Here is a 25,790-nt window from a genome sequence, read left to right on the forward strand (position 1 = left end):
TATTATTCTTTTCCTAGCGGCAAAGTAAAAGTAAACGTAGATCCTTTGCCTAGTTCACTTTCTACGCGAATCGTTCCACCTTGTATTTCTACGAATTCTTGACATAGAATCAGTCCGAGTCCTGTGCCTTTTTCTTTGTCCGTTCCGAGACTACTAAATTTAGAATCTATTCTAAAGATTTTACTTAGATTTTTGGGACTAATTCCTATACCTGTATCTGAAATGGAAATTTCTAAAAAATCTCCTTCTATTTTAGTGGATACTATTATTTTGCCTCCAGGATGAGTGAACTTGATTGCATTAGTTAATAGATTGCGAACGATCGTATTGGATAAAGCTTCATCCGCAAACACAGTATCTTGATCAGTGAGGTTTCTTTCGATGGTAATATTCTTGTTAAATGCGTTGCTAGTAACAATAGGAATGGTAGAGCATAAAAGTTTGTTAAAAGACAAGTTTCTTGGGCTAACGACTATTTCGCCTGTTTGTGATTTTGCCCATTGCGCTAAATTTTCAATAAGAGATAACGCTGATTTTGCGGAACTGAATATCAGTTGACTATATTGTAAGAAAGTTGACTCATTTAGCCTTTCACTATCTTTTAATGCATTTTCCATGATTTCGGATAATCCCATTATACCGGCGAATGGATTACGCAGATCATGCGCAATTATTTTAAAAAACTTATCCTTTGTAGCATTGAGTTCTTCTAGTTTTGTTCGAGATTCTTTTATTTCAATATGAGTGGCTACTCGCATAAATAGTTCAGCAGGATTAAGAGGTTTCGTAATATAGTCCACTGCGCCGAGTTCAAAACCATGCACTATTTTTTCTGGCTCAGTGACTGCTGTTAAGAATATTACAGGAATTTCTTTTGTTGAAGGATCGGACTTTAGATTTTTACATACTTCAAATCCATCCATTTCGGGCATTTGGATATCAAGTAAAATTAAATCGGGAGTTTTTGCTTTTACTGATTCGAGTGCTTCTTTGCCAGAGGTTGCAACACTTATATTATAGCCTTTGCTATAAAGCATATTGCCCAATACTTGAATGTTCTTTGTTGTATCGTCAACAATTAAAATTAAAGGCTTTTTCTTTGATTCCATTGTCATTCCTTACTTATATAAATTGATAGTTGTCCCAAAATACTATAAATGCTGTCTATGTTAAATGTTGTGGTGCTTTCTCTTAATTGCTGGCAGAATGTTTTCAATTGAGGAATATTTTTATTATCCGCAAATGCTTCCAATTCTTTTACAAGATCAATCAGTTCATCAATGACTAATACTTTTTTCAGTTTCGTAACTCTGGGTAAAAATTTTTGCATTAGAGCTGTTCTGTATTCATGCAAAAGTATAGAATCTTCTATTTCGAAAAGTCCTAATTCCTTTTTTGAAATTACAGTATTTCTTAATGGTTCTTCGCTCTTTATAAAATCATAGACTACTTTTACATTTTGCAGAGTAAGAGTAAACGTTGTTCCTTTTCCGGTTTCACTGGTTAATGAAATATTGCCTCCCATCAAATGAATTAATTTCTTTGAAATAGAAAGTCCAAGTCCTGTTCCACCATATTTTTTAGAATTCTGTCCTCTAACTTGTGAGAATGATTCAAAAATTTCATCTTGCTCATCTTTCGGGATTCCAATTCCAGTGTCCTCAATTTTAATAATTAAGTCAATTGTCTCCGGTTTGATTTCCTCAGATTCCGCCGAGATGAATACTCTTACAGATCCAACGTCTGTAAATTTAATTGCATTTCCAATTAGATTTAATAGAACTTGTCTTAATCTTGTTTCGTCTAGAAGGAGAGTCTTTGGAACGTTTGGTTCGATTTCAATTGCAAGACTGATATTTTTCTGAGAGATATTATAAGAAAAAATGATTTTCATTTCTTCCAAAATTCTATTTAGATTGCATGGATTATAATTCATTTCAATCTTACCAGATTCAATCTTCGATAAATCGAGGAAATCATTGATTAGCCGCAATAGCATTTGACCGGTGATTGAAATTGAATTTGCATAATATGCTAGGTTTTTATCTTCTAGTTTAGAATGAAGTAATTCTGAAAATCCCAGAATTGCATTCATAGGAGTTCTAATTTCATGACTCATATTTGCAAGAAACTCAGATTTCGCATTATTAGCCGCTTCGGTTGCTTTCATTGCTTTTTTTAGAGACTCTTCAATTAGTTTGCGCTCTGTGATATTTGCATGTGTAATTACCACACCTTTTCCTTGACCTAATATGGGACGCACACGCATTAAGAACCAACGCTTTTCAATCGGTGAATGGCAGGGATATTCTAAACTATATTCGGGTAATTCCCCATTCATTACTGAGCGGATTCCCTTATTAGCCTCATCAGCTTCTTCTCCGTTTGCGTAATCGGGAGCTTTGGAGCATACATCAATGTAATTAATACCAATAAAATTGACTTTGGGAGAGCATCCGTTTTCAAGAGCAAATTTTTTCCATGCTTTATTTACAGTAATTATAAAACCGTTTGAATCAAGCACAACTAGGTGTTGGGAAAGGGAATCGATTATGCTGATGTTAAAAATATTACTATGAGCTAATGCAGAATTAGAATCTAAAAGAGCTTTTTCGAGTTCCTTTCGCTTTTCAATATTTCTAGAAATTCCCATTAATTCAATATCGCCATTAGAAGCATGTTGAAGGTGCACAGTAATTTCAACCCAAATGTTGTTTCCGTTTTTACATTTTTGATGAACTTCAATAGTTTTGTATTTTTTTTGATTTGGGTTTCGTAAAAATTCTTCTAGCAATTCGGGCAAAAGCTTATTAGTTGCTTCAGCTGATTCTTTTTCTAAACTGTTCTCAATGTTCAATTGCATTGCTTCTTCAACAGTGTGTCCAGATAGATGAATACTAGATGGACTTACATAAGTCATTTTGTTTTGTGTATGATTTTGAATCCAAATTACATCAGAAATATTCTCTGCAAGCAGTCTGTATTTTTCTTTTGCTTCAAAAAGTTCCTCATTCATTGTTTCATATTTTAGATTGCTCTGTTTTAAGTTTTTGTTAGAATGCAACAGGGACAAATCCAATTCGATTACTTTTTTGAATTGTAACAATAGCATTTCATTCTGCGATGAAAAATAATTCTCCTTATTGTCTAAAACGCAAATTGTGCCAAACGGTTGATTATCGGGTAGATTGATAGGAAAGCCTAGATAGCTAATCATTCCAAGTTTAATATCAGGATTTTTGTCCCAATTCTTATCCATTAAAGCATTAGGGACGAGCAACTTCTTTTGAGTCTTTATTACAGTTTCGCAATATAGTCCATACCATTTTTCTTCATGACCGACTTGATAGGGATTATTCTTTGACTTACTAGAAGTTAAAACTTCCATAGATTCGTTTTCCATTTTCATTATTAGAGCAGCCGGAACATCTACAATCTCAGCTAATAGATCAGCTAGTTCTTGCCATTTTTCTATCAGTGGATCAGGAATTACAATAGAGGATTCTTTCATAGTTTTCATTTTTTAATAATTCGTCCGTATACTTTCATTTTATTGTAGCTACCTCGCTTAAAAATGCCACGCTGGAACACTATTTTCTTAGGCATTCTTATTTACTAATATATTCTGATAGCTCTTGCAATATTTCGAAAATTCTATCAATATTAAATGTAGCAATGCTTTCATTTAGTTTTTTGCATGCTGCTTTCAATTGAGTATTATTTTTATTTTCCGAAAATACTTCAAGATTCTTTACTAAATCAACCAACTCATCAATGATTAATGATTTTTGTAATCTTAAAATCTGGGGCATAAAGGTTTGAAGCAAATAAGTCTTATCCTCTATTAGTAAGGTATCATCGGAGCTAATAGAGATTAATTCTTTTTCGATTGATTTCTCTTTCTTTTCTGCTTTTCTTTCGTAAGGTAAATATTTTATTAGAAGTTCTAATAAGTCAAATTTGAAAACTGGCTTTAATAAAAAATCATTTACTACATTATTAAATTTTTCTTTTTTAAATTTACTTCCAGAGGCAGTGATTGCGATAATTGGAATATCTTTTAAATCATTGTCCAACTTTAAAATATTCGCTGCTGTGTAACCATCCATAACGGGCATTTGCATATCCATTAGAATTAAATCTGGGCGACGCTTGCGGGCAATGTCAATACATTCTTCTCCATTTTCTGATTCAATCATTGTAACATTAAATGGTTTTAAAAACCCTTGTAAAACTTGCCGATTGATAGAAATATCTTCTGCGATTAAGATAAGGGGATTCTTAAATTGAATTTCTTTTAGCCAACTTTTATTTTGTTCTGTTTCTTTTTCGATGTTTAGATTCCCAATCGGAATATCAATGAGAGAAACAAGGAATGTAGTTCCCTTTCCATATTCACTTTCCACTGAAATTTTCCCACCTAGAATCTCTACTAATCGCTGAGTGATAGTCAATCCAAGACCAGTTCCTCCATAGAGAGTATAATTTTGATTAGCCACCTGTGTAAACGGTTCAAAGATTCGATTCAATTCTTCTTTTGGTATTCCAATTCCTGAATCAGTAACAGTGAAATTCAAATTAACCTTACTTGTGTCTTCTTCTTTAAAATTAGTATTAATATTTATTTCAACACCACCTTTATGAGTAAATTTTACAGCATTCCCAATGAGGTTAAATAGTATTTGCCTTAAATATTTCTCATCTATGAGAATACTTTTAGGAGTATTTTGTGAAACAGTAAAAGTTAAGCCAATTCCTTTTTCTGTTGCTTTCATTAGAAAAATAGATTGCACTTCTTTTAATAGAGTATTTAAATTTATAGGTTGCGGGTTTACAACAATCCGACCAGCTTCTACTTTAGATATATCTAATATATCATTTATTAAGTTTAGAAGAACATTGCTACTTTGAATAATATTATTTAAATATTCTGTAAAAACTATATTTTCTTCTGCTTTCTCTTGTAAGAGAGTAGAGAAACCTACAATAGCATTGAGCGGTGTTCGAATTTCATGACTCATATTAGCAAGAAATTCACTCTTGGCTCTATTCGCTGATTCAGCATCTTCCTTCGCTTTCAGAATTTCCTGTTCTGCTTTCTTACGAGAAGTAATATCAATATGATGCCAGATTCGGCCATACCTTTTACCGTTTATATAGATAGGAATATAGTCCCGAACATAAAATCTTCCACCACTGATAGCGACTTCTTCATTTTTTATTGGCAATCCCTGATTTACTAATTCAAGAATACGGGCAAAAGATTTATCGGGAAATTCTGTTATATTTCTAGTTTTAGTAAATATTTCCTTTGCTGTAAGTCCCAGCAAACTATCAGGCGAATCTGTCAAATCAAATAGGTCACAAAAGGATTGATTGGCAAATTCAACTCGACCTTCTTCGCTTACTAATAATATACCTGAATTTAGATTCGAAATGAGAGTATTTATTTTCTGCAGAGCAGCCTGTAGTTTTTCTTCTGCTTTCTTTCTTTCGGTTACATCTACGAATGTAAGAATTCTGCTATCAGCTAGACTCATACCGGAAATTACCATTGTGCGCACAGTTCCATCCTTACAAGTAACGTTATACTCTAAAGGCTCGATGTCAGTCCCTTCTTTCTCTGCTTTTAGAGACGCGGCTAGCCAAGTGTTCATAACCCAGTTTCGGTATTCCAAATCTGGATAGGCGTGTTCCAACCATTTTTCGAAATTGGGAGTATCTTCGAGAGTATAACCGAATGTGGACTTAAATCGTTCATTGATAAAAAAGAGTTCATCTTTAGAATTTGCAAGACCCATAGCAATTGGCATTTTTTCTATTAGAATGCGAAACTTTTGTTCGCTATCACGTAACGCATCCTCTATTTGCTTTTGCTCTGAAATATCCGTGCGGACAGAAAAGTATTGAGCAATATTTCCATTCTGATCTAAAAAAGGAACTATCGTGCTTTGAACCCAGTAAAGAGATCCGTCCTTTGCTCGATTTTGAATTATTCCTTTCCAAATTTTTTTACTTTGAATTGTCTCCCATAGATCTTGGAAAAATTCTTTTGAATGATATCCTGAATTTACAATTTTATGGGTTTTCCCAATAATTTCTTCTCTTGCATATTTCGAAAGCTTACAAAACTGTTCGTTTGCGTAAGTGATCTTGCCCAAAGTATCTGTTACTGCAACTATCGTATGGTGATCCAATGCAAATTTAAAATCTAAAAGTATTTTCTCTACTTCCATGCGCTTTGAAATATCTTCGATAAGTTCTCTTGTTTTTTCTTCTACCTTCCTTTCCAAAATTTGATTTTGATTTTTAACGAGATGTAAATTTTCTTCTCGCATTGAGTTAATTCTATCGCCTAACGCAATCGAAAACATCAAGGACTCCATTCCAATGCCAAATATAAGTGCATTTCTATTAAAAAAATTATATTCGACAATTCCATTTATTGTCATAAAGTAAAACATTAAACCTATTATAACCCAAATCCAAGCGAAAATGTAAAAACGAGAGTTCGTTTTCGAGTTCTTAACTGATAAATATACACTCATAAAAAATAGGATAAATATTTCTAATAAGCTAAGAATTTGAGAAGGTAATACCAATTTGAAATGCGGGATAATTGAAAAACCATCTAGAAATACAATAATGAGCATTAAATATATACTCAACAATTGAGCTACAAATTTAAAAATAGGTGTTCGATTCAAGTTTAAAAAATGAATGGCAAAGATACCACTGAAGACAAAGCTAAAATTGATCCAAACATAGGAATGAGAATTTAGGTAAGTATAGATTTCTTTATTGGAAACAAAATTCAGAAGAGAATAATTATGAATAAAAGCAACGGACGGGAGAGTGAAAAAAATATACATGGCATACCATAAATAGGTATTGTCCTTCGTAACAAAGAGTAGAAATAGATTGTATAAAAGCATACCAATCATTAATCCAATAAAGCTTGCAATTAAAAAATCCTGCTTGGTTTTATTTTGACCTAATGATAAAATGCTTCCCACTTGAATGGGAACTACAATTGGTCTTTGGGTATAAATACGGATATAAATAATTTGCATTTCTATTTGATTGCCCAATGGCAACCAAAATAAATTTGTAGGATATGCTTTGTTAGCCTCAGGACGCAGGATACCTGTTTCTGTGACTAATTCATATTTGCCGTTTCGATAAGCGTAATAGTCTATGGTCCAGAGAAATGTGCTTCCTAGTTCTAACCATGCATCTTTACCTGTTTGATTTTCGATATTCAGTTTAAGCCAAAACGCGCTGTCGGTCGGTCTTTTCGTAAATACAGTGTTTTGATTTAACTGAAACTGACTTTGTATTTCTGGTTTCAGAATATCTTCGATGGAAAGTTTTCCTTCTTTGTCTTCTAAGAAGGAAGTTTGTTTTCCTACTAATAGTAGGTCTGATTCGTTTTGGAATTGGATTGCATTTTCAGTGGTCTGGTCTGCAAATAAATTATCTCCGAATGAAAACAATAAAAAAAATGCGATAGCCGGTATAATGCTTTTTATTCTTTGCTGCAAAATCATTGAATTAACCAATTCTGGTATATCTCTATCAAATCAAAGCTTGCCTGCTTGTCAATTGGAAACGATTGCGTTTGTAGCTGAAAGAATTGATTCGCTATAAAAATAGGCTCATATGTGAATTAATAGCCAATTTAATTTGGATAAGTTATTGTTTTCTGTACTGTTAAGAATACTGATAGATTTTTTATAATATCATCTATGATAAAATGTGAATATTTTTGGTTGATCCCATATTTACTCCTTGCCTAGGTAGATAGTTAATTGCCCTAAAATTTTGTAGATATCTTCTACATTGAATGTCTCAATACTAATGTTCAATCGTGAACAGAATTCTTTTAGTTTTGAATTATTCTTATTATCCGCAAATGTTTCTAATCTATTAACAAATTCGGTTAATTCATCAAGGATTAATGATTTCTGTATTCTTAAAATTTGGGGCATAAAAGATTGAAGTAATTCAGTCTTATCCTCTTTCGGTAAGATTTCTTCGGAGCTAATAGATATTAGACTATTATCAATTACATCGCCATTCTTTTCAGTTATTCTTTCATATGGTAAGTATTTTATGAGAAGTTCTAAAAGGTCAAATTTGAAAACTGGCTTTAATAAAAAATCATTTACTATACTATTAAACTTTTCTTTGTTTAATTGACTGCCCGATGCAGTAATTGCTATAATTGGAATGTCCTTTAAATCATTGTCTAACTTTATGATATTAGATGCCGTGTAACCATCCATAATCGGCATTTGCATATCCATGAGAATTATATCAGGACGATTTTTGCGGGCAATGCTTATACATTCTTCTCCATTTTCTGCTTCAATAATTGTAACATTAGATGGTTTCAAGTAATCTTTCAATAATTTACGATTGATAGAAATATCCTCTGCGATTATGATAAGCGGATTTTTAAATTGAATTTCTTTTAGCCAACTCTTATTCTGTTTCGTTTCTTCTTCAAAGTTTAAAGTTCCTACCGGGATATTAAAAAGAGATACAATAAAAGTAGTTCCTTTTTGATATTCACTTTCCAATGAAATATTTCCACCGAGTATCTCTACTAACCTTTGAGTGATAGTTAATCCAAGTCCAGTTCCACCGTAAAGAGTATAATTTTGATTAGCCACTTGCGTAAAGGGTTCGAAGATGCGATTCAATTCTTCTTTTGGTATTCCAATTCCTGTATCAGTAACAGAGAGGTGTAAGGTTATTTTACTGGTGTCTTCTGGATCATCAAAAGTTTTAATATTTATTTCTACACTTCCCTTATGTGTAAATTTGACAGCATTTCCAATGAGGTTAAATAATATTTGCCTTAAATATTTTTCATCTATCAGAATTCTTTTAGGAGTATTTTGCGAAATAGTAAAAGTTATATCAATTCCCTTTTCCGTTGCTTTCATTAAAAAGATAGATTGAACTTCTTTCATGAGAGTAGTTAAATTTATAGGTTGTGGATTTACAACTAAACGACCTGCTTCTACTTTAGATATATCTAATATATCATTAATCAAATTAAGAAGCACATTACTACTTTGGATAATATTAATTAAGTAATCTGTAAATACCTTATTCCCTTCCAATTTCTCCTGCAATATAGTTGAGAAGCCTACTATCGCATTGAGTGGAGTTCTGATTTCATGACTCATATTAGCAAGAAATTCCGACTTCGCCTTGTTAGCCGCTTCGGCTGCATCCTTTGCTTTTACGACTTCCTCTTCGGCTAGTTTTTGCTCAGTAATATCAGTGCGGATAGACAGATATTGAGTGATATTTCCATCTGTATTTAAAAAAGGAACTATTGTGCTTTGCACCCAATAAAATGACCCATCCTTTGCTTTGTTACGAAAGGTTCCTTTCCATACTTTTTTATTTTTGATTGTCTCCCAGAGAGTTTGAAAAAATTCTTTGGGATGATACGCAGAATTTATAATTCTATGATCTTTTCCAATAAGTTCTTCCCTTGAATATTTCGTAATAGCACAAAACTGCTCATTAGCGTATATTATTTTACCGGAAACATCCGTAATAGCTACTATGGTATGATTGTCTAAGGCAAATTTAAAATCCAAAAGAATCTTCTCAACTTCTTTCCGTTTTGAAATATCTGCAATGAGTTCTTTTGTTTTTTCTTCTACTTTCATTTCTAATATTTCTTTTTGTGATTTTACTAGATGTAAATTTTCGTCTCGCATAATATTGATTCTATCGCCTAACGCAAGAGAGAACATCAATGACTCCATTGCAACACCAATTAGTAGAGAGTTTCGAGTTAGGAATGCATATTCAATTATATTATTCATAGTCAGGAAGTAGAATGCTAATCCAAATAAAATCCATATCCACGCAAGAATGTAAAAAAGGGCATTATTTTTATTTTCTTTAAAGGCTAAATAAAGGCTCATAAAAAAAATTGTAAATATTTCCAATATACTTAGAATCTGATATGGAATTACCAGTTTGAAATGAGGCACTATAGAAAAACCATCTAGAACGCTGATAATGAGCATTGAGTATATGCTCATAACTTGAACTAAGATTTTATATTTTTTTCTTAGCGTTAGGTTTAAAAAATAAATCGCAAAAATACCACTAAATACAAAGCTTAAATTGACCCAAACATAGGGATGAGTGTTTAGAAAGGAGTATATTTCTGGATTAAATGCAAATTTCAAGAACGGGTAATTGCTGATGTAGGTGATGGCAGGAGTAGTGAAAAATACATAAATGGCATACCATAGATAGGTAATGTCCTTTGTAACAGAAAGCAGAAATAGATTGTATATAAACATGCCTAACATGAGTCCAATGAAACTGGCAATTAAAAAATCTTGCGTTGTTTTATTCTGTCCTAAAGTTCGAATGCTTCCGACTTGAATCGGAACTGCAATCGGTCTTTGGGTATAAATGCGGATATATACGATTTGCTGCTCTTTTTGATTTCCCAAAGGCAGCCAAAATAAATTACTCGGATATGCTTTGTTTGCATCAGGACGTATGGATCCCGTTTCTGTGACTAATTCATATTTGCCGTTACGATTTGCATAATAATCAATAGTCCATAAAAAGGTGCTTCCTAGTTCTAGCCATGCTTCTTTTCCTGATTGATTTTCGAGTAAGAGTTTTAACCAGTAGGCACTGGACGTTGGTCTTTTCGTGAAGACAGTATTTTGATTTAGTTGGAACTGGCTTTGCATTTCTGGTTTCAAAATGTCTTCGATTGAGAGTTTTCCTTCTTTGTCTTCTAAAAAATAAGTTTGTTTTCCTACTACGAGTAGGTCTGATTCATTTTGAAATAAAATCCTAGATTCAGTTGTTTGGTCAGCGAATAAACGGATGTTTGATAGAAATAACAATAACAGGATAATTACTATTTTGTGATGGAATTTTCTCAATAAAATCATGGTTGTAAGCATTATATATGGAAGACTAAGTTTTTTTTGATTAGGATTTATTGGATGTCTCTTCTAGAATTTCTAGCATAAGCATTGTCATATCATCTTGCAAGTTTCCATTACAATACTTATGAATGTTTTCATAAAGTTCGGCTAAGCACTCTTTGCCGGATATATTTTTTAACTTGTTGATAGTTTCATTGAATTGGTCTAAGCCATAAAGTTGACGATTCGAGTCGAAAACTTCAAACATTCCATCAGAATATAAAAGAAGTATATTTCCTTTTTTTAATTTAAAAGTATAATTATTAAATGTTGCATTTGGTTTTAATGCAAGAACAGGTCCTCTTCCTGATAGATTTACAATTTCATCCCCTTCCATAGAAACAATTGGATGGTGACCAGCATAAGAATAATGTAATTCTCCTCTATGCACATAATATTTTAGATAAACTCCAGAGAAAAAGTAGGGAGCAATGAGAGATGTAATTAATTGGTTAATAATGGATAGCCCCTCCGCCGGTGTAGTTTCTTTAGCGGAAGCAATTTTAAAGGCAAGTAGTATTATTCCAGACATGAGAGCAGCAGAAACTCCGTGTCCAGAAATATCTCCAAATAATAAATCTATCCTTTGATCAGTGTCAGATGGATAGTCTTCATAGGCAATTAAATCACCACCAATTTTATAGAAAGGTTTATAAAAACTACTAAATCGAAATAATTTTGATATGGGAAATTTATCGGTTATCAAAGAAGCTTGTGCTTTCGTAGCAATTTTCAAGTCACTATCCATTTTATTATAAAGGTCAAGGAGTTTTTCACGAGAGATTTTTATTTCTAGATGTGTTGCAACTCGTGCATACAATTCGGCAGGATTAAACGGTTTAGTAATATAATCCACTGCACCGAGTTCAAAGCCATACACTAATTTTTCTGGATCAGTGACTGCTGTTAAAAACATGATAGGAATTTCTTTTGTTTCAGGATTTGATTTAAGAATTTTACAGACTTCAAATCCATCCATTTCAGGCATTTGAATATCTAGCAAGATTAAATCGGGAGATTTTATTTTGACAGACTCGAGTGCTTCTTTGCCGGAAACAGCAATACTAATATTATATCCTTTGTTACGAAGCATATTTCCTAATACCTGAATGTTTTTGATGGTATCGTCTACGATTAGAATTAAATGTTTTTTAGTCGATTCCATCGTTATTCGGTATAAAGTTTTTCATTCTTTGGAGAAAAATCATTGAATTGACCAATTTGATTTATCTCTATCAAATCAAAGCTTTTAAACTTGTCAAATGGAATCACCAGTAAAGCTTCAATGGAAATTCAAATTTCTAAAAAAACTAGCTCACTTACCGTTGCCAATTAGTTGTCTTTGTTTGAAAGATACTGTCTAGAATACTGTCAAAGATACTGTGAAGAATACTGTTAGTTTTTTTAGAGTATCTTTGATGCATCGTCTATCGCCACTCAAGTTGAGGAAGCTTTCAAAGAATACCACCGATGCATACCGATAAAAAAAGATATGGATTCAAACTAAGTGTCACCCACCCATCGCTCTTGCTCTTAAGAAACCGAGCTATTGTCTGGGATATCTAATGATTGATGTCCCAGACAGAAAACGAAACTCAATGCTTCTCTCTAAGGGTCGAAACATATTGGGAATGACAATCTATCGTATCTTTTATCGGTGCTCTCGGTGCTCATCGGTGGTAATCAGTTTCTTGTTATTTAGAGCAAGCATTGGTGATGTCACTCTACAGCTTAGCGGAATCTTTCATTACCCCCATCATGCTGTTATATCCTAGAATTACAGTAGCCGCAGCGAAGCCACCCATAAGAGCGCCAGAGATTCCAGGTGAACAAGCATCAGCCCCAGTGATAAAAAGATTTTCGATTGGAGTCTTGACGCCCATCCAGTCTTTCGTATAACGTTCCGGTGTGCAGGGGATTCCGTATATCGTTCCTGCTTTGTGGTCTGTAAAGTATTCATTGGTCAGAGGAGTAGAGAGTTCTTTAAATGCTACCATATCTTTGTAACCGGGGAAGCGCTCTTCCATGAAGTTAAGCATACCTTCTGTTATCCTCTCCTTTAATTCTTTGTATTCAGAGCCACGATTTTTCCATTCTCCATTCTTCCATTTGGCAAAGGGAGCATAGTTTACAAAGCTTATGACTTCCCCTGTGAAGGATTCTGCTTTCGGATCTTTGAGAGAAGGGAAGGACGCATAACAAGCAGTAGGCTTACCTAGAAGTAGATTGTCTTTTTCTGCAAAATTCTTTTCGTGATCGATAGAATTGTAAATCCAGTAATTTTCTCCTTTGAATCCTAGTTTTGCGGGATCGTCTTTAAATCCCAAGTAGAGGGTAACACTACTTGCCCCCGTTACAAAATTGGAAATACTATCTCGATTGGGAAGATCAATATTTTTAGGAATGAGTTTTGTATAAGTGTTATATACTCCTGCATCTGAGACAATCACGGGTGCAAAGAATTCTTTGTCGAGAATGCTTTTTCCCTTTGTTTGTTTGACTTTTACACCTATTGCTTTTCCGTTTTCTAGAATGACTTCTGTCACTTCACTGAATATATGCATTTCACCGCCGTTCTTTTCAATGATAGGCTTCACGCTTTCGGCTATCGTTCCTGAACCGCCTACGGGATAGTAGCCGCCACGCAGATAATGAACCACGAGTCCAGCGTGCATATAGAATGCGCTTTCAGAAGGAGGAAGACCATAATCACCCCATTGAGACACAAGCACTGCTTTTAATACCGGGTCTTTGAAGTTTGTGTCCATATATTCTTTGGTGGTGAGCATGGGACTTTTTGCTCCGATTAATTTAAAGCTACTGGATTCTGAATTTAGAAGAGCAGGCTTTGCTTTGAGCGTAAACTGACGAGTAGCCCAATTCGAAAAAGATTTTACATCGGAAAAATAATTTTCAATAGCTACTTTCTCGGATGGGAAGGTTTCAATTAAATCAGAACGAAATTTTTCTTCCGTGCTATACTGATCGAATGTGATTTCGGGATACATAAACCTTTCAAATGGATCGTTCATTTTTTTCCAATCTACATTTCCTTCCGTTACAATATCAAAAAGTTTGCGGAGCATTTCTTCTTTGCCCATGTCGCCTACATAGTGTATACCTACATCCCAGAGATATTTTCCTTCTCGCTTAAATGTATGTGTAAAACCGCCTAGCTTAAAATGTTTTTCTAAAACTAAAACTTTTTTGTTTTTGAGCCTTGCTAGAATGCTAGCAGTAGTAAGAGCACCCATTCCGGAACCGATTATAATTGCATCAAAATGATTTTCTTTTTCCATTGACTTTTTCTTATCCTTGTGAAATCTAGTTTAATGTTGACAATGTAAATATTTATGTTACTCTTGTCAACATTAAAACATTATGAAAAAAACAAAATCCATTTCTTCTTATCATCACGGCGATTTAAAGAAAGCACTGATTGATTCAGGTGTAGAAATACTGAGTGAAAAAGGAATCAAGAATCTAAGCTTGCGAGAAGCAGCCAGGCGTGCAGGAGTAAGTCATACGGCTCCCTATCGACATTTTGAAGACAAAGATGCACTTCTCGCCGCCATTGCTGAAGAAGGTTTTCTTAGGCTTATTCAAAAACTAGAAGCAGGCATTGCCAAATATCCGAATAATCCACTCCAGAGACATTATGCAATTGGAGAAGCATACGTTCAATTTGCTGTCGAAAATCCAAATCACCTACAGGTTATGTTTGGCAATGTATTAGAGGATTACAAGAAGTATGCGAGCCTCAAAAAAGTTTCTGAAAAATCATTTGGTCTCTTAGTTGAAACTATTAAGGACTGTCAAAAAGCAGGCATCGTAAAAAAAGCAAATGCAATTCAACTCGCTTTAGTTGCCTGGTCGGCAATTCACGGTTTGTCGCTATTAACAATCGAGAAGAGAAACAAATGGATTTCAGAAAACAACTCCCGTATTATTAAAATTTTGGGAGATGTTTTATTTAATGGAATGAGGGCTTGAGTATTTATTCTTCTTTTGAAATCAAGGGAACTGTCCAGAGATCGTGCAAATTACATTTAGCAAAAACTTTTACTGTTTCTGGATTATGCTCTTTTTGGTTGAGCGTAAGTATAGCAATTGGGTTGTTGCCTCGTTCAAAGTGTTTGATGTCAATGTCCGCTTTATGCTCGTCCATTAGTCCAATGATTTCAATATAATGCCTTTCGGAAAATTTCCGACCAAGGACTTTTACCTTTACATTGTCTTTGGATTTTGATTTTTCAAAAACAATTTCAGGCAAATGGTCATTAGCTATTTGAGCCCACTCTGCCGGTTTATCTTTTGTGTATTCCTTTTGGGGAGATATTGACCTACTTGCTGGATCTAAGTTTAGCTGTCTATTCTCATTGTCTGCTCTATCTTCGCTCTCTCCCGTGCAGTAAAAGGAGTTAACCAGTATTACCCAAAACATGAGAGAAAGTTTTAAAAATTTGATTTGACTATTCATGATTTAGCTCTCCAAAAAATCTTCTGAATGTAAAGAAAGCTAGAATTCCCAATATCAAAAATCCCAAACCAATCGAATACTGTGCATTATTCCCTTGATTTATGTAGGCTAGCATAGTATTGATAGACTCAATAGCAAATACTACTGGAGCCTCATTTTGTTGTCTATGCACCCGAACAGGAATACTATTTTTTCCTACGCTGAGATACAAGTAATAGATAGATCCACTTTGAAGGGAAACGTGAGAATACACTTCCGTAATCGATGTTCCTGCTCCAAAACCGTCCCCGCCTATTTGAGAAAAATCTCCTACACTAGAAGGGTTTGCTAGATTTGTTCTCCATACTTCGATTCCTGTGGTAGCATTATCAAAACCTACATAAAGATAATCTCCATTTGCACTGAGCATAGTAACTTTTGTGTTATTCGCATCACCGAGGTTTGTTTTACCTGTTGTCCCATTTTGTGCGACTAACGACCAATCATCCGCATCGCATTCAGTAGCTGATCCACTAAGATTGGGAACACATTTCCATAACTGAGGAATTTCTGCTCCAAGTGGACAAACCTTATCATTTTTATTTGTTGTCCCACAAGAAGCATTAAATCCACAATTATTATTGGAATCACCACCAGTGGCAGTTCCATCATCCCAAAGTGCTTGCGTGCATGCATTTCGAATGAAGTAAAAATTGTTTTTGTATGTTTCCATATTTGGAATTGGTTTTTGTGCTGGGATTAAATCGGTAATAGCCTCGAGTCCAATTGTAAAATACTTTTTGTAATCGACTGAGCTTGGAGTAATGTCAACCCAATCAGGACAACCGCCTGCGGACGTACATCCAGCAGGATTATTATTAATAGATCGAACAATTCCACCTGTCTGTTCACATACTCCGGCAGAGTAAGTGCTTCCTTCAATACAAACTGGAGAGGATGCTTTATTATAAGAAATGGATCCCGAATTTGCAAAGTAAAGACGATCATTAAAGGAATTAAAAATCCCACCCATAATATCTGCTTGTGCCGGTTTAGTTGCGTGGAGTCTTCCAACCCCTGACATATAACGCATATTCAAATAGGCATTAGTCGAATTATTACAAGTAACCTCATTTGTAAGAGATCCTATTGTAACGGCAAATGGTCTGTTAGTCCCATCTCCAGGAACACTCCAATACACTTTACCATTAAACACGTGAATGGATTCTGTTACTTGGTTTTGTGTTACATTAGATCTCCAAGTTGCATTACAAGTTGGATCATAATTGTCAAACACCCAACTTGCATCTATGTAATTAAAGTTTAGAACTGAATCTAAGTCAGGTGTAAAATACAGATAATCATTATTACCCGCCGTATTTGCACCGGTTATAAATAAATACTCCGTTCCTCCAAAAGTTCCAGTAGCAAATAAGCCCCTACCGTTTTCATCGTTAGGTCCACATCCTACCGCAGAGGAATTATCTGCCGTACAACCTGTATAACCAATACTAGCAAATGGTGCTGATGCTGTGCTACCTGACGTTCTAGAGCCTGTAGAATCTTTTAATAATTCAAAGGTTAGGTTCTCAGGAGAAGAGTCATCCGCCTCGAACCGAGTTGCTCCATTTCCTTTTTGGTTGGGTCCTATGTAAATTTTATTTTGGTATTTGTTCAAATATCCAAATGTAGTTCCATCTCCAAACGGATCTGTGACAACAGGACCGTCAACGAAATTATGCGGAGTAGTTCCACATCCAGTAAAACTTGCTCTATCTTTTGGACTTGCTTGTAAATTTTCTGCTGTAGACTGAATTGCACTCCAAGCCGAATCATTAAATCCATCGCTATCAATTGCGTTAGCCGCTACAAGTGTATAAATACTTCCATTCTGATTTAGAGAATGCGTAATACAAACTTTTGAACTACTAGCTGTTTGACCTCCACACACTGTTCCATCTAAAATCTTTGCCTGTGACATGCTGCCAACTTCTGTGCCACTTACGATACCTTTTATCACATAACGTTTGTTGCACTCTGTTGTTGTATTACATTCAGCAGAGCCAGATACATTCATTCCAGAATTTACTGGCTTCGAAAATGTTACCACAAGAGAAGTCAGGGATGAGCAGGTAACACTTGTTACTCGTAATTTTTCTTGACCAATAAAGTTTGCATTGTTAGGACAGGTAATAGTATAAGAAGGATAATCTTTATGATGTATATTGTTCTTATTTGCTAAGACTGTATAGCTTGTTCCACTTGTTTGATTAGATGTAGTGAAATCATAGGTTTTATCATCGACTTTCACAATGGCAGAAAATGTTAAATTGGCAGCAGATGAGAAATTTGAATTGTCATTACAATTTCCAGTAACTGCGCTTGATAATGCTATTTTATAATTTCCAAGTGTAGTTGCTTCTGCATTATTAACATTCTCGTTATATACAACACGGATTGTAGTAGCGCTAGTAGAAGAAGCAGAGCTTATAGAAGGTGCTTGCACGCTAAAGTTTCCACTGATTGGATTTACTGATGGAATATTTACAGATGTATTTGGGACTGTAGCTGTGTCGGTTATCGTTCCAACAATTGTAATATAGTCTCCAACTGCAACCGTAGGACTCCCTGTGCCTGCAAACGTAAGAGTGAGTATATCGCCCGGACCATTCCAAGTTGCGGAAGTTACATTACCCCAGACATGCGAATTAGAAAGATTTAAGATACTGGCAATATTTCCAGAATTAATTGTAGGCTTGTTTGTGCTTTCTGAAAATGTAATCACTAAAGTATCATCATTGTCTACACTAGCAGATGCGATTGTATTCTCTGCTGCTACTGCGGTTAGAATAACAGGAGGAGCTTTGTCGTTAGTTACAGATGTTAAAATGGCAACCGTTGCTAACTCTGTGCCATTGCCCATCCACCTTCCTGTATTTTGTGAGAAACTAATCGATTTTAGGTCAGTTCCTGAAAGTGTGAAGTCATCTGTAAAAATTGTGACAACAGAATCATTTGGAGTTCCTGTATCATTATTGGGAGAAGCATTGAGTCCTGTTCCACTTGTGGCGGTATCCACTTTGATTGCAGCAATGCCCCCAACGGTAAAACGAGAAGCATCGGCGTCGTCTATCGTTGCATCATTTACATTAATCGAAAATGTAATCTTTGCTTGATCGATCTTTCCATTTTTATTTGTATCATATAAGTCGATACTGCTAATGGTTGGCCCGCCAGTTACTACTATTGCTCTAACGGTCGGATTACCATTATTATTCGCTGCATCAAAAATTCCAGAGGTCGCTACGATAGTATCTGTGTTATCCGCTGGCATTAAGGCTGAATTTGAATTTACGCTTACAACCAAATCAGTTCCGCAAGTATCCGCACCCATGCTAACCAAACTAGAAGCATTATTCCCACTCACATTATTATAAATAAAATCAGCCGATCCTAATTCCCCTCCCGCTCCACAAGCAGGCATTCCAGTTGCCGTCCATATCGGTTCAGAGAAGGTTAGTGTTATTAAAGTTGTCCCAGTTTGTCCGTTTGCTGAGACTAATACTGGTTTTGCTCTATCTGCTTCTATTACGGTTGCAGTATAGATTCTACCAATTGTTTTGCTGCCAGCAGTTATAAGATTGGGGGTCGCTGTCGTTGTTAAATTTGGCTTTGCGTCTGTATCGCTTATCGCTCCTTCGTTAAACCTTAAATAAATTATCGAATCATTTAAAGAATCTGCTTCTGGTGCAGCAGAGCCATGCGCTAAGACTACTCCTGAGTAACCGGTAACTAACCAATTAGTTTGAGCAGTTCCAAGGCTATTCAAAGCATATCCAGGAAATGTTGAATCATTTACAGCTTCTGAGAAGGTTAGCTTGTAATGATCAATCTTACCGTCGTTATCCGCATCCATTGTTTCGGCGGAAGCAATTCCTACATCATCATCTGTTATAGTAAGAGTATGAGCAGTCGTTCCTCCTAGCGTTGCATTCGAAGGTGCGGATAAAGTTAATTGAATCGTTTCATTGCCTTCATACTCTAAGTCTTGTAATACCGGAATATTTATATTTTGCGCTATCACACCTGCGCTAAAAGTTACTGTCACCGGAGAGCCAAGAGAAGTATAGTCTGTTCCAGAAGTTGCTGTTCCACCTGAATCAGAAACTGATACTGTAACTGTCTGCCCGGAAGCCTCGGAAAGAGTTATTTCTACAGTTCGAGTGGTGGAAGATTCATCTCCCGAAGAAGAAGTCGCAGCGGAAAATTGAACGGTTGGTAGCGGATCATCGTTGTTAATCGTATATGTATGAGAAGTGGTAGCACCTAGGGTTGCGTTCGCGGGATTTGAAATTCCTAGAATAATTGTTTCATCCGCTTCTCTTAGCGCATCATCTACAACTGTTATTGTAATGTCCTTCGAAGTCTCTCCCTGTGCAAAAGTTAAGGTTCCATTTGCAAGAGTATAATCTGTTCCAGCCCCTGTTGCAGTTCCTCCAGTTACAGTATAATTTACAGTAACAGATAATGCGGATACTGCTGATAAAATCACAGGTATTGTTACAGTTGTTGTTGTCTCTGTTGCGGAAGACGTTGCAGCAGAAAAGGAAACTGCGGGTGTAGTAGTATTTATTACTATAGCTTTGTTTGCGGCTAATGAATTTAATCCACCCATGGCGGCTAATGTTAATGTTGCGTTATTGTTCGCACTATCTCGAATCGTTCCACCGTTAAGTGTAAGAGCTGCTGTAGATTGGTAATCTAAATCTGCACTAGTATGTCCGGAGGCTACTGTATAAGTGAATGTTAATGTATTGCTTCCACTTCCACTTGCATAATTTATTACTGCGTCAGATCCACCTGTTTCGAGAGTTAATTGAGGTGTGCCTGTGACTGTAACAGATTTACTAAATGATACCTGAATCGAAATACTTTGTCCAATCCCATACATTCCGTTCCCTGTAGAGGAAGTTACATCTGTCACAGTTGGGAAAACTGCATCTATTACAAGGGCTTTGTTTGCACCAAGAGAATTTGCCGCTCCTGGTGTGGCTAATGTTAATATTGCGTCATTGCCAACCGTGTCTTTAATTGTCCCTGAGTTTAACGCTAAAGCTGTTGTAGATTGATAATCTAAATCGCCAGAGGCATGTCCTGTTCCGATAGTATAGGTAAAGGATAATGTAGATGTGCCGCTACCAGAAGCATAGTTTACAATTGCATCTGTAGTTCCTGTTTCGAGTGTAATCTGGGGAGTTCCTGTTACTGTTACAGCTTCGCTAAAGCTAACTAGGATTGAAATTACTTGTCCAACTCCATAAGTCCCGTCTGCTGTGGATGAAGTAACACCGGTTATGCTCGGAGAAGATGTGTCGATTACGATAGCCTTATTTGAACTTAGGGAATTAGCTGCTGATGGTGAGGCTAATGTTAATATTGCGTCATTACCAGCACTATCCTTAACTGTTCCTCCGTTTAATGCTAGGGCTGTTGTCGATTGATAGTCTAAGTCATTGGACGTTTGCCCAGCTCCAATTGTATATGTAAAGGTTAATGCCGATGTGCCGCTACCGGATACATAATCAACAATAGCATCTGTAGTGCCGGTTTCTAAAGTAATTTGGGGAGTTCCTGTTACGGTAACATTTTCTGAAAAATTTATCTGAATCGAAATCGTTTGTGCTACTTTGTAAGTTCCATTTGCGGTAGAGGAATTTACACTTGTAATTGTTGGAGAGGTTGCATCTATGATAATTGCTTTGTTTGCTCCGAGAGAATTTGCTGTTGCGGGAGCGGCTAATGTCAACGTAGAAGCATTGCTGGCAGCGTCGCTTATTGTTCCTCCGTTTAAGGCAAGTGAGGTCGTGTTTACATAGTCCAAATCACTCGATGCATTGCCTACGACAACTGTGTAGGTAAAGGTTAATGATGATGTGCCGGTTCCACTTGCATAATTTATGACTGCATCTGTTCCACCTGTTTCCAGTGTGAGCTGAGGAGTTCCTGTTACTGTTACATTCTCACTGAAATTTATTTGTATTGAAATTACGTCTCCCGTTTTGTATGTCCCATTTGGAGTTGAAGAATTAACGCTTGTTACTGTAGGGGAAGTCGTATCAATAACGATTGCTTTGCTTGCACCAAGAGAATTAGTCGTTCCCGGTGTCGGGAGTGTGAGATTAGAGCTATTACCCGCTGAATCATTGATTGTTCCACCTGATAGGGTTAGTGCTGCATTCGATGCATAATCCAAATCATTCGATGTATGTCCTGCTCCAATTGTGTATGTAAAGGTTAATGTCGATGTGCCGCTGCCACTGGAGTAGTTAACAACAGCGTCAGTTCCTCCTGTTTCAAGAGTTAGATTTGGAGTTCCTGTTACAGTTACATTTTCTGAAAAATTTACTTGAATAGATATAGTTTGACCTGACCTGTAACTTCCGTCTAAGGTAGAAGAATTAACACTAGTCACAGCGGCTGAAGTTGTGTCTACTGAGATTGCTTTATTTGATCCTAGAGAGTTTGTAGATCCTGGTGCGGCTAATGTCAAACTAGCAGCATTGCCCGCCGAATCAGAAATACTTCCCCCATTGAGAAAAAGTGCAGTGGATGACTGATAATCTAGATCGTTTGAAGTTTGTCCTGCACCGATTGTATAAGTAAAGGTTAATGTAGATGTTCCGCTACCGGATGAATAATTTACGACTGCTCCGTTGTCTAAAGTTAATTGCGGAGTTCCAATTACTACTACACTTTCATTGAAGTTGACTTGAATTGAAACGGATTGTCCTGCTCTGTAACTTCCGTCAGGTGTAGAGGACGTTACGCCAGATACTGCTGGACTATTTGTGTCTACTATAATAGATCGATTTCCTCCTAAAGAATTTGCTGCACCGGGTGCGGCTAATGTTAATATTGCGTCATTTACATTTCCAGAATCTTTTATTGTTCCACCGTTTAGTGTTAGAGCAGAGGTAGAAATGTAATCCAAATCTAGACTTCCATGACCTAACGCGACAGTGTAATTAAAGGTAAGTGTATTTGTTCCGCTTCCGGAAGTGTAATTAAGAATAGAATCTGTTGCACCAGTTTCTAAAGTCAATTGAGGAGTTCCTGTTACATTCACAGCTTGACTGAATGTAATTTGTATTGGGATAATTTGTCCTATTGTATAAGCACCATTAGCCAGAGAAGATGAAACGTTTACAATAGAAGGTAAATTTGTATTAACCACAATTGCTTTGTTTGCACCTAGCGAGTTTGTCCCACCTGGAGTGGCTAATGTTAAAACTGAATTATGTAATGCTCCATCTCGAATAGTCGCGCCGTTTAAAGAAAATGAATTTGTAGCGATATAGTCTAGGTCTGCGCTTGCATCTCCCGCTTGAACTGTATAGATACAGCTAAGAGTATTTGTTCCTGTTCCAGAACTACAATTAATTGTTCTATCGGTTGTTCCAGTTTCCAATGTTAACTGCGGTGTTCCTCCCGCAACATTGATTACTTCTGAGAATAATACTTGAATTGTGATAATAGCGCCTAATCCATATACTGCGTCAGATGAACTTGATGTTATACCCGTAATAAACGGGACGGCTGTATCGATTACTATAATTTTACCATTTCCAAAAGAATTGGTCGCTCCGGGAGCAGGGAGAGTTAGAGTCATATCAGTATTAGTCGCTACTGATTGAATGGTGCCTCCGTTCAGGCTAAGAGCAGTTTGACTTGCTGCATCTAGTCCTACAATATCTTCTCCATTTCCTGCCTGCACAGTGTAGGTAAAAGTCAATGTATCGGTTCCAGTTCCTGAAAGATAGTTTATACTCACAGAATTATTTAATGTTAAACGGGGGGTTCCTGTGACAGTAACTGCTTCGGCGAATTGAACGGTTATATTTATTGTTGCATTTTCCGCAAAATACCCGGTAGTCGCAGTTGTCGCAAGTTTTATATTACTTGGTAGCGCTGTTGGGGTTGTAATAACCGTTGGAGTTTCTGGTGCTGGTGTTGGAGTATTGGAAGGTATTGTTGGTGTAGCTGGCGTTGTCGTAGTCGGATTCTCCGGCGTTGGAGTATTTGCATTTCCTGTGGGACTAGTGGATGAACTACCCGGAGGAAAAATAAGAGGCGGAGTGCTACTGGATTTGCCAGTTAATCCAATTAGGGCTGCTATAGCTGGCCAAGCAGTGCAATTGGAAAATGATAAGCCTATGATGAGGATAAAGGCAAAATTAATTCCTTTCTTGATAGTTTGTGTATGAGAATATTTTTTTGTTTTTCTCAAGGGATATGAATTCATTGGTAACTCCTATGCATTTGATTTACGTGATGTGCCCTGTCCTTAACGTTATAAGGTAAATTGAGGCTAAGCTAATTGTAATGAATCAAACGAAGGAAGGAGGAGGTGGAATATCTGAGTTTATGTAGAAAGTTCGAGTGCGAGAAATACTTTTAAATTCTTCTGTAATAGAATAAAAAATGATTATTTGTAAATGGTTTATGCTTCCGGTTTCTGAATGAATAAGTTCTATACTTCGATTCATATCAATGGAAGTAGATTTCTGACTCTTTACTATCAGATAAATTGCATTAGACTTTTGAGTATAGTTGTTTAGGATTCTATCAATACGCGCGCTGTGAATATAATACGGAATTAAAATTAATGAAATTAGTGAAGTCCATTTATATAATTCTAAGAAGCGGCGTTTCATAATATATTTCCTATTCATATATGACGAAAAGAATTAGTAAAAAAATTATTATTAGTTATTATATTCTTAATAGAATAGTATTATATTTCGAGCAGAAAAATCCTATAAATCATGTTCATAGCATTCAAGAGACTTTTAATAAGTAATAAAAATACCTACCAAGTCAATAAATTATAGACAATTTTATGTTGACTAATTTGACATAATGAATAGAATGATTTCCGCCTTATTGAGGTAGGCAGAAAAAAATGGAAACATTAACTAAAATAGAGACTACAAAGAAAGAAGAGGATGATTCGAAAGAGAAAGAATCCAAAAAGGTGATCACAAAATCTAAAATCTCAATTAAGAGAGATCCGAAGCTTAGAATGTCTTATATTGTTCCTGAAGAAATTTATCCTGAGAATATTGACCTATGACCTCTCCCCGGCTTCCCATATAACTTTACCCACATTTTTTCATAATAAGTTGAATTTTTGAAGATTACCACCGATGAACATGCGAAGGCGTTTGTCGCGAATACTTGGAGCGAAGGGGGGACAGTGCACCCTTCGCTCCAAGTATTCCATACCTTCGCCTTCGCCTGGTAATCCGTTTCTTATTATTTAGCGGCAGCGTGGATACGGTTATGGAATATATGTATAGGGGTTAACCAGACGTTTGCGCTGTTGGAATTCTAACTGTAACAGGAACCCACTCTCCAGAAAGATTTTTGAATTCTTTCTTTCCTTTTCTCAAAGCGTCTAGTTTCATTCCTTCTTCTAATACATGCACGGGAGGTTTTTTCAAATCCCAAACTAGTCCTACAAAACTCATTAGCTTAAGAATATAATACGTAAAATCATATTCATACCAATAAAATCCTTGGTTAGCTGAATGTCTATAGTAGTGATGATTGTTATGCCAGCCTTCACCCATAGTGATGATAGCTAAGAACCAATTGTTTTTACTTTCGTCACCAGCGTCAAATCTTGGTTTACCGATGATATGAGTTAGAGAATTAATTGTCCAAGTTCCATGTCCTAAGAAAAAAGTAGCGACTGCATATCCATACACTAAAGCTGGAAAGCCAAACATTCCAAGTATAATTGCGAATACTAAAGCTGGGACCCAGTGGTATTTATCCAACCAAACAATCTCGGGATACTTAGCGTAATCCTTAACAAGCTTAATATCATACGCGTCATTTTCCATTTTTAGAAACCATAGCATATGAGAATTCCAAAATCCTGTTAGCTTAGGAGAATGTAAATCTTTGTCTGTATCAGAATACTTATGGTGCATTCTATGGTGAGCTGCCCACCAGAGTGGACCTTTTTGTTGAGTTGTGCAAGCAAGCCATCCAAGGATAAACTGCATTACCCGCGATGTCTTATATGCGTTGTGCGAAAAATATCTATGATAAACTCCGGTTACGGCAAACATTCTTACGAAATAAGATGCAACCGCTAACCAGAAAAGTCCCCATGTGAAAGGAACGGTGAATACGAATAAAACCGATGATGAAATCAGTATAAATGCAACCAATGAAATATACGATCCTACTTTGCTTTTTTCTACTATTTGGGTTTCCATTAATCCCACCTTTTATATCTATTTAAACTGAACAGGGTTAGTTAACCCTAT

12 protein-coding genes are annotated in these 25,790 nt (G+C 35.9%); 2 read left to right on the top strand and 10 right to left on the bottom strand.

The genetic code is table 11. The annotated features are described in order from the left end of the window. Positions 1-2 precede the first annotated feature (2 nt). From IPH52_09955 to IPH52_09980, 6 genes are all read right to left on the bottom strand, one after another. Complete coding sequence (locus tag IPH52_09955; protein ID MBK7055362.1) at positions 3-1,109, bottom strand: hybrid sensor histidine kinase/response regulator; 1,107 nt, start codon at positions 1,107-1,109, stop codon at positions 3-5. A gap of 2 nt (positions 1,110-1,111) precedes the next feature. Then, the gene (locus IPH52_09960) at positions 1,112-3,520 is read right to left on the bottom strand and encodes a PAS domain S-box protein (protein ID MBK7055363.1); all 2,409 of its coding nucleotides are present in this window, start codon (positions 3,518-3,520) and stop codon (positions 1,112-1,114) included. Between the two features lie 88 nt (positions 3,521-3,608). Beyond that, positions 3,609-7,544 (bottom strand): PAS domain S-box protein, encoded by a 3,936-nt coding sequence (locus IPH52_09965; protein ID MBK7055364.1) that lies wholly within the window; start codon positions 7,542-7,544, stop codon positions 3,609-3,611. A 240-nt stretch (positions 7,545-7,784) separates the two neighbouring features. Then, on the bottom strand, positions 7,785-10,907 hold the full coding sequence (locus IPH52_09970) for a response regulator (GenBank protein ID MBK7055365.1): 3,123 nt from the start codon (positions 10,905-10,907) through the stop codon (positions 7,785-7,787). Positions 10,908-10,995: 88 nt separating this feature from the next. Next, a complete protein-coding gene (locus IPH52_09975; GenBank protein ID MBK7055366.1) occupies positions 10,996-12,156 on the bottom strand; it encodes a SpoIIE family protein phosphatase in 1,161 nt (386 codons plus the stop codon). A gap of 559 nt (positions 12,157-12,715) precedes the next feature. Continuing rightward, entirely contained in the window at positions 12,716-14,290 is a 1,575-nt protein-coding gene (locus tag IPH52_09980) for an NAD(P)/FAD-dependent oxidoreductase (GenBank protein MBK7055367.1), read from the bottom strand. A gap of 82 nt (positions 14,291-14,372) precedes the next feature. Here IPH52_09980 and IPH52_09985 point away from each other — a divergent pair, with 82 nt between their 5' ends. Next, on the top strand, positions 14,373-14,984 hold the full coding sequence (locus tag IPH52_09985) for a TetR/AcrR family transcriptional regulator (GenBank protein ID MBK7055368.1): 612 nt from the start codon (positions 14,373-14,375) through the stop codon (positions 14,982-14,984). Between the two features lie 4 nt (positions 14,985-14,988). On the opposite strand, the gene IPH52_09990 is transcribed toward IPH52_09985, so the two are convergent. The 3 genes from IPH52_09990 to IPH52_10000 all read right to left on the bottom strand — a co-directional run bounded on the left by IPH52_09990 (position 14,989) and on the right by IPH52_10000 (position 24,164). After that, a complete protein-coding gene (locus IPH52_09990) occupies positions 14,989-15,471 on the bottom strand; it encodes a hypothetical protein (protein MBK7055369.1) in 483 nt (160 codons plus the stop codon). Further along, positions 15,464-23,752, bottom strand: coding sequence for a hypothetical protein (locus tag IPH52_09995; protein ID MBK7055370.1), 8,289 nt, complete (start codon positions 23,750-23,752; stop codon positions 15,464-15,466). The genes IPH52_09990 and IPH52_09995 overlap by 8 nt, the downstream gene beginning before the upstream one ends. 85 nt (positions 23,753-23,837) lie before the next feature. After that, positions 23,838-24,164, bottom strand: coding sequence for a hypothetical protein (locus tag IPH52_10000; protein MBK7055371.1), 327 nt, complete (start codon positions 24,162-24,164; stop codon positions 23,838-23,840). A 248-nt stretch (positions 24,165-24,412) separates the two neighbouring features. On the opposite strand from IPH52_10000, the gene IPH52_10005 reads away from it, so the two are divergent. Further along, on the top strand, positions 24,413-24,583 hold the full coding sequence (locus tag IPH52_10005; GenBank protein MBK7055372.1) for a hypothetical protein: 171 nt from the start codon (positions 24,413-24,415) through the stop codon (positions 24,581-24,583). A 229-nt stretch (positions 24,584-24,812) separates the two neighbouring features. On the opposite strand, the gene IPH52_10010 is transcribed toward IPH52_10005, so the two are convergent. After that, complete coding sequence (locus IPH52_10010) at positions 24,813-25,739, bottom strand: acyl-CoA desaturase (GenBank protein ID MBK7055373.1); 927 nt, start codon at positions 25,737-25,739, stop codon at positions 24,813-24,815. Positions 25,740-25,790 lie beyond the last annotated feature (51 nt).

It is taken from the genome of Leptospiraceae bacterium (genome assembly GCA_016708435.1).
Classification (GTDB): Bacteria; Spirochaetota; Leptospiria; order Leptospirales; family Leptospiraceae; genus UBA2033.